4 protein-coding genes and 5 pseudogenes are annotated in these 6,845 nt (G+C 41.0%); 6 read left to right on the forward strand and 3 right to left on the reverse strand.

Going from position 1 to position 6,845, the window contains the following annotated elements:
* The 4 genes and pseudogenes from FTV03_RS16625 to FTV03_RS16640 all read left to right on the forward strand — a co-directional run.
* Nucleotides 1-127 (forward strand): annotated as a pseudogene (locus tag FTV03_RS16625) (transposase); the annotation flags it as partial.
* A gap of 575 nt (nt 128-702) precedes the next feature.
* Nucleotides 703-2,049, forward strand: a pseudogene (gene ltrA, locus FTV03_RS16630) (group II intron reverse transcriptase/maturase); the annotation flags it as partial.
* 74 nt (nt 2,050-2,123) lie between these two features.
* A protein-coding gene (locus tag FTV03_RS16635; protein ID WP_180042275.1) for an IS3 family transposase occupies nt 2,124-3,283 on the forward strand; the annotation gives its coding sequence in 2 pieces (ribosomal slippage) (nt 2,124-2,358 and nt 2,358-3,283; 1,161 coding nt in all).
* A 125-nt stretch (nt 3,284-3,408) separates the two neighbouring features.
* Nucleotides 3,409-4,431 (forward strand): hypothetical protein, encoded by a 1,023-nt coding sequence (locus tag FTV03_RS16640; RefSeq protein ID WP_180042277.1) that lies wholly within the window; start codon nt 3,409-3,411, stop codon nt 4,429-4,431.
* 26 nt (nt 4,432-4,457) lie between these two features.
* Here FTV03_RS16640 and FTV03_RS18245 read toward each other — a convergent pair.
* The 3 genes and pseudogenes from FTV03_RS18245 to FTV03_RS16650 form a co-directional block, all read right to left on the reverse strand.
* Nucleotides 4,458-4,559: pseudogene (locus FTV03_RS18245) on the reverse strand (IS982 family transposase); the annotation flags it as partial.
* A pseudogene (locus tag FTV03_RS16645) lies at nt 4,531-4,769 on the reverse strand (hypothetical protein); the annotation flags it as partial. The pseudogenes FTV03_RS18245 and FTV03_RS16645, both read right to left, overlap by 29 nt.
* Before the next feature lie 3 nt (nt 4,770-4,772).
* Complete coding sequence (locus FTV03_RS16650) at nt 4,773-5,711, reverse strand: tetratricopeptide repeat protein (RefSeq protein WP_180042279.1); 939 nt, start codon at nt 5,709-5,711, stop codon at nt 4,773-4,775.
* Nucleotides 5,712-5,948: 237 nt separating this feature from the next.
* Between FTV03_RS16650 and FTV03_RS16655 the strand changes: the two are divergent.
* Together FTV03_RS16655 and FTV03_RS16660 are read left to right on the forward strand one after the other, a co-directional pair.
* Nucleotides 5,949-6,593: pseudogene (locus FTV03_RS16655) on the forward strand (IS982 family transposase); the annotation flags it as partial.
* 54 nt (nt 6,594-6,647) lie between these two features.
* Nucleotides 6,648-6,845, forward strand: a 198-nt coding sequence (locus FTV03_RS16660) for a transposase (protein ID WP_171250838.1), incomplete at its 3' end; no start/stop codon positions are given.

Genomic DNA, 6,845 nt, shown 5'->3' on the forward strand with positions numbered 1-6,845 from the left:
ACATCATCTGACAGTGCCATCGAGTTCTCCCACCGCCAAGGCCATCAATTACACTCTGAAGCGTTGGCCAGCTTTAAGCCGCTATCTGGATGATGGCAATCTACCTATTTGCAATAATTGGGTCGAGGTGCGACACGAAGTCGCTTAATGAAGTTGTTCCCCCTGCGGGAACCACCCGTGTCACCGGGTGAATCTAGAAGGCTGAATAAAGAGCGCCTTCGACAATGTAACGAGGCACCGTAAGGTGCGGGGTATCAATCGTGAGAGGCGTACTCTTCTGGCAGCCATAGCCGGACAAGGGCTAGATAATCGGTATGGTGAACACATGTGAATCTGCGCAACGATCGTTAAATTGAACGAGCGGAAATGGCTAATACGCTCGAACCAAAACGGTAATGGAGGTGGGAATCGCGTCTTTCTACTACGCATTCGTGACCCATACGCCTCCCGGTCGATAGCAGGCACCTAAGCCGATGTACTTCAGTAAGCGGAACGTGGAAATCCCGTATTACCCCCATTGGGAAAGCAGTTTGCAAAAACTGCCCATGGTGATGCGGGCGAAGGAACGAGGAAAAAGCGAATGCCAGTCTGTAATGGGTTGGATAGAGGTTGAAACATTACCTCACGCGAAAGCGGGCTGACGTCCTTATGGTCTCTCATCACAAGAGAGTGTGTAGAACCCTTTTAATGGAGGGAGAGCAAATGAACGCAGCAGTATCAGCGTGTGCGCCTTCCAGCACATCGTGGGACAGCATCGATTGGATTGCTGTACAGCGTCATGTCAGAGGGCTGCAAGCGCGTATTGTGAAGGCGGTACAAGACTGCAGGTATAACAAGGCGAAAGCTCTGCAATGGCTGCTGACTCACTCGTTTAGTGGCAAAGCATTGGCCGTAAAACGAGTGTCTGAAAACAAAGGCAAAAACACGGCTGGGGTCGACAAGGTGACTTGGAATACACCCAAGGCCAAGACCGGTGCGATGATGTCGTTGAAGAGGCGAGGTTACACGCCCCTTCCGCTTCGGAGAGTCCTTATTCCGAAGAAAAATGGCAAGATGAGACCTCTCGGGATACCCACGATGAAATGCCGGGCCATGCAGGCGCTCCATCTGCTGGCTTTGGAACCCATCGCGGAGACCACCGCTGATCGGAACTCTTATGGATTCAGACCACAACGCTCAACCGCGGATGCTGCAGCACAGTGCTTTGGTGTGCTGTCAAGAAAAGTAAGTGCGGAGTGGGTGCTAGAGGGTGACATTCAAGGCTGTTTCGACAATATCAGCCATGACTGGATGATCGCCAACCTCCCAATGGACAAGGTGATTCTACGGAAATGGCTCAAAGCCGGTTACGTCTACCAAAGCAAGCTGTTTCCCAGTCTTTCCGGAACACCGCAAGGAGGTATTATCTCCCCGGTGTTGGCCAACATGACCTTGGACGGACTGGAAACGATGCTGGCGAAGAGGTTCCCTAACGCCAAATGGACAGGCAAAAAGCTGCAACTGGTACGGTATGCGGATGATTTCATCATCACGGGGTATTCTAAAGAGTGGCTCGAAAATGAAGTTCGCCCTGCCGTGGTTGAATTTCTGGCGGAGCGCGGTCTCGTGCTCTCTCAGGAAAAGACCAAAATCACGCACATAGGGAACGGGTTCGATTTTCTTGGGTGGAACGTACGCAAGTACAATGGCAAGCTACTGATCAAGCCGTCAAAGGCAAACATCAGTGCTCATCTCGATAAGCTGCGAGCATTAATCAATGCAAACAAAGCGACACGACAGGCCACTTTGATCGGTTTGCTCAACCCTATTCTAAGGGGTTGGGCCAACTATCATAGTTATGTCGTTGCCAAGAAGGTTTTCAACCAGGTAGACAGCGCAGTGTGGGAAATGCTCTGGCGATGGGCGGTACGTCGCCACCCTCGCAAAGCACTCCGATGGGTCAAAGATCGGTATTTCAAAGTACAAGGAGCGCGTCGATGGGTGTTCTCATGTGATGAACAGTCCGCTGACGGTCGGAAGCGACAATACACATTAGTGTCTGCCTCGGACATGATCCTAGACAAAATAATGGACAGCACGTCCCTCTAAAGATAACGTAACTTTAATCTTTGGAGATTCAAGAAATGGCTAAACGTTTTAGTCCCGAATTTAAACAGCAAGCGATTGATTATGCACTTTCAAACTCACACGAGTCTGTAGCTGCAATCGCCCAGAAATTAGGTGTGGGTTATTCAACATTAGATAAATGGATTCGTGAAACCAATCCGGCAGGTTCAAGCAAACGTCAACTTTCACCAGAACAACAGCGGATCGTGGAATTAGAGAAAGAAGTCAAACAGCTCAAGGAAGCCAATGACATCTTAAAAAAAGCGCATGTGTACTTTCTAACAGATCATGCCAAGAAAAGTACACGGTAATTCAAGATCTAGATATGAATGAAGTCACTGTATCTTCTGCCTGTAAATACCTAGGTGTCAGCACTTCAGGCTATTATGCCTGGCGAAAACGTCAAGCCAATACGGCACAGAAATATAATGACTTAAAAGCCGTATATTGGCAGCATTATGCACGATTGGGTGCACCTTCATTAGTACATGACATGCATGATTTAGGTTACAACATGAGCGAACGTACTATTGGAAGGATGCTAAAAAAGCTTGGTTTACGTAGCAGGATTGCACGTAAATACAAGCATACGACTGATTCAACCCATCGTTTGCCTACAGCACCCAACTTGTTGGATCGCCAATTTACAGTTACTCAGCCTAATAAAGTCTGGACAACAGACATTACCTATATCCGCACTAAAGAAGGTTGGTTGTATTTATGTGTGATGCTAGATTTATTTAGCCGTCGTATCGTGGGGTGGCAAACCAGCCATCGAATAGACCGCCAGTTGGTGTGTGATACGTTTAACTATGCAATGGCTCGTCAGGGTTATCCAACTGGTGTTATGGTTCATTCGGACCAAGGCTCACAGTACTGTAGTCGTGATTTTAGAGCGCTGTTACTGAAAAATGATTGTACTCAGAGTATGTCTAGACGTGGAAACTGTTGGGATAATGCAGTGACTGAAAGCTTCTTTCATACATTAAAAGGCCATGTGGTACATGGCAGTGTGTTTTCGACTCGAAAAGAAGCGAATGCTGTCTTGTTTGACTATATTGAAATTTATTACAATCGAGTCAGAAGACATTCTGCAAACGGCTGGTTAAGTCCAGAAGCCTTTGAACAGAAATATATTAAAAGTTTAGAGGGGCTGGTTGTCCACGATACTGTCTAGGATCAAACAACATGGTGTTGCACTTCAAATGCTAATCTAAGAATTTTCTTTATTTTTTGATAAAAACAATTAAGATATAAATGCTAGAAATTTCACATGATAAATTAATAATTTAGAGATTCTTTATGAAAATTAAATATACTTCATTAGCAATTTTAAGTGCAATTATACTCACTGCATGTGGAGGTGGAGGCGGTAATTCCTCTGCTGATAATACAGGTAATACAGGTAATACAGGTAATACAGGTAATACAGGTAATACAGGTAATACAGGTAATAATAATTCTAACACGACCACATGGTCAGCTTTCCTTCCTTATCCATATAAAGAAAATAGCCAAGCACCCTTAAAAACTATTGTAGAACATCAACAAACCACCTTTTTTGATGGCAAAGGCTACTTTAAAACTGTTTCTGGACTTGACTTAAACTATATGGATCTATCAGGAGAACCTCCGTTAGTCGCTGTAACAAATGATAATTTATATAAATCAGGCGCAACTCATCCAATTTATGGAGAATATCTTGCAAACTATCAAATACAAAATCTTTCACCAGATCAACAGATTTGGATTCAACAGCCTTTATCAGCAACTTCTAAACCAACAACGTTAGAGCATACTATTACATGGAAAGTAATTGATTTGAGTCATAAAAAAGTCACAGAATATATGGATCAATTTTCTTCAGATATTACGCTTCCAGATATAGCAACAGATATTAGCTTATGGAATGGCACAGTTAAAAATCCATATAACTTAACTTATAATGAATTTTATGAAAAAGTTAAGGATAAAGTATTCCCTGCAGGTTCAAAGTGCTTACAATTACAACGCGTTGAAAATAATCAAGAATATTTTTACTTAAATACCTATCCAATTAACTCTCCTTTACAAAAAGACCTTGAAAGTAGATGGGGAAGAGTAGCAAGTGATTCCACCTATAATTTTAATGATCTTCAAGGAATGCAGGGATATCTACAAAATATAAGTAACATTCTTATCGGATATACTTTAATTCAAGGACGTCATTATGAAATTTCACGTTATGGCAAAGTAGAATTTGTACGTGGTAATACAATGACTGGTAATGACTGTCAAGATTTGAACGATATAGCAGCTTCTGTAATTCTTGAAGAGCTGAAATAACTTAACCTGAGTTCGATGAAATCCACTTAGCCTTTTAGCATATTTGGGAAAGTTGGCTTATTGGGATTCAAGCAATAAGCCACTACAGCAGCCATGATATGGTCCGAAACCATGGAATTGTTCAGCGACCAGATTGAGGCACTTAAGTCTGAGCTCTTCAGGAAGCCTAGAATTGCTGGTTTGGCCACGTGCAGCATGGACTAATGAGCTGGGCCTTGAGCTTTGTATTTTTGCAGTAAACGTCTGATGTGACGTTCTAAAATATGAAGTAGCTGAGCATCCTGGGACTGGGTTATGCGAATATCGGAGTATATGCAGGATCTGACTCTGTTTAATATCGACTATGGCACAGCTCTTTCATGTTGATAAACATCATTCCCTTCCAAATTCATACAGAACACAGTTCCACTATGTGCCCAGAATGCCTCAAAACAGTAGGATTGATGACTTTTAAATCGAGTTTTTAATAATCGTCTATCATCATCTTCATTGGTATCTATTGCTTCACCTTTTTTATTGTATGACGTGATTCTATCGTATTCCGTAAGATGCTGTTTAGGACTATTGATCGCCATACCACAGATCCCGTCATCACAGGAATCATTTAATTTAGTGACCATATAGGCATCATAATTTTGATTATTTGCACGGAAATTCGCATTAATTTCAACACGATTATTTTTGCTATACGTGATGTTAATTTTACAAGGTCCTTTCACATATTCTTCGATATCTTTAACTTTCTTGCCCTGCTGTTTTGCACGATCGTGATCACCTGCTGATTGAATATAAAAATCTTGATATGAGCACATTCCGTTATGCATATTCTGATTTTTGGATACTGCGTTATTTTTTTGATCTACTGCCTTTAATTGCTTACTTTCGTTAATAAAGGCCAGCGCTTGTTTGTCACCTTTATTTGCTGCAGCCTGAATCAATTGACTACCCGCTTGAATATTTTGTTGTATGCCATCCCCAATCAATGCCATTTTACCGACCACAAACATTGCAGGTGCATAATTTTTGTTAGCCGATTTTAACAACCATTCAGCTGCTTTTTGTGGATCTCGTTGAACAATTTTCCCTTCGTAATAAGCCATACCTAATTCATATTCATTCTTAGCAAAGCCTAAAAGTGTCGCTTTTGCTTGTAAATTCAATAAAGGGGCTTGGATTTTTTCAACTGTGCTATTCCCTGATTTTACCTGTATTGCTGCTTGAGCAGACATGCTACATGTAACCCCAAGGATCGTAGCTAGAACGAGTTTTTGAATTTTCATAAGTGAACCGTACCGAATTTTAAAATCGTTTTTAATTAAATTTATTTGTATAATCTAAAAGGCTAATTTTATTATTATATACTGCTTATAAATCAAATAACTATAGTAAAAGCTTATACTTCACATATATTTCCCACACCTAAATTAACCTGAATCTTGGATAAGAAATTGACTTGAAAAAAAGATGACTAGAGCCATCAGTTGAGTTACCACACCAAACTCACAACTCTAGTCACCATGTTTGATTTTATTACTTTATTCTGTGCAATTGATGATTTCTTTCAAAAATTTGAATCAACTTATTGGAATTTTCTAAAACAAGGAAAAAAACGCTTAAGAGTGCGCTCATCCGTATTGAGCCTTTCTGAAATCGTCTTTATTGCCATTTGGTATAAATGTTCACATTTCAACAACTTTAAAGCATTATTTGCATCTTTAAGACAAGATAATAGTCATTTATTTAAAAGCCTACCTTGTTACCAATGCATGATTCATCTGATTCAATCACATCAATTAGCATTACATGCTTTGCATTTTGCTTTGATGAAAGATCAGCAAAACGCTTATTTATGGGTTGATTCAACCACACTGCCAGTATGTAAAAATCAACGCATTCAGCGACATAAATCTTTAGCTAAAATTGCATCTAGAGGCAAGAGCTCTATGGGCTGGTTCTATGGCTGTAAGCTGCATTTAATCATGAATCAACCAGGAGAGATTGTCCGTATAGCTTTATCCAATGGGCATACAGCAGATATTAAAATAGTTGAACAGTTGGTAGACGGATTAAAAACAAAGCTCTATGCGGATCGTGGATATATCAGTCAGGAATTGAAATCCAAGTTGAAGAACAAAGCTATTGATTTAATTACATATCATCGTGGCTTTGTTGCACAAACCTATCTGTAAAGGCTTTTTCAGCGATATAATTTTCAAATGAAGAAGCCTACACACAAAATCTACCGCACAACTAATTGGCCCGCATATAACCGAGCACTCATGAGTCGCGGAAATATTGCCATTTGGTTTGATCCTGCTACGCAATGGTATGCTCCATCAAAAGGCAAACAAGGGCGAAATCAAACCTACTCCGACGCAGCTATCCAATGCTGCTTAATGATTAAATCCTTATTC

It is taken from the genome of Acinetobacter sp. YH12218, assembly GCF_013417925.1.
Classification (GTDB): Bacteria; Pseudomonadota; Gammaproteobacteria; order Pseudomonadales; family Moraxellaceae; genus Acinetobacter; species Acinetobacter amyesii.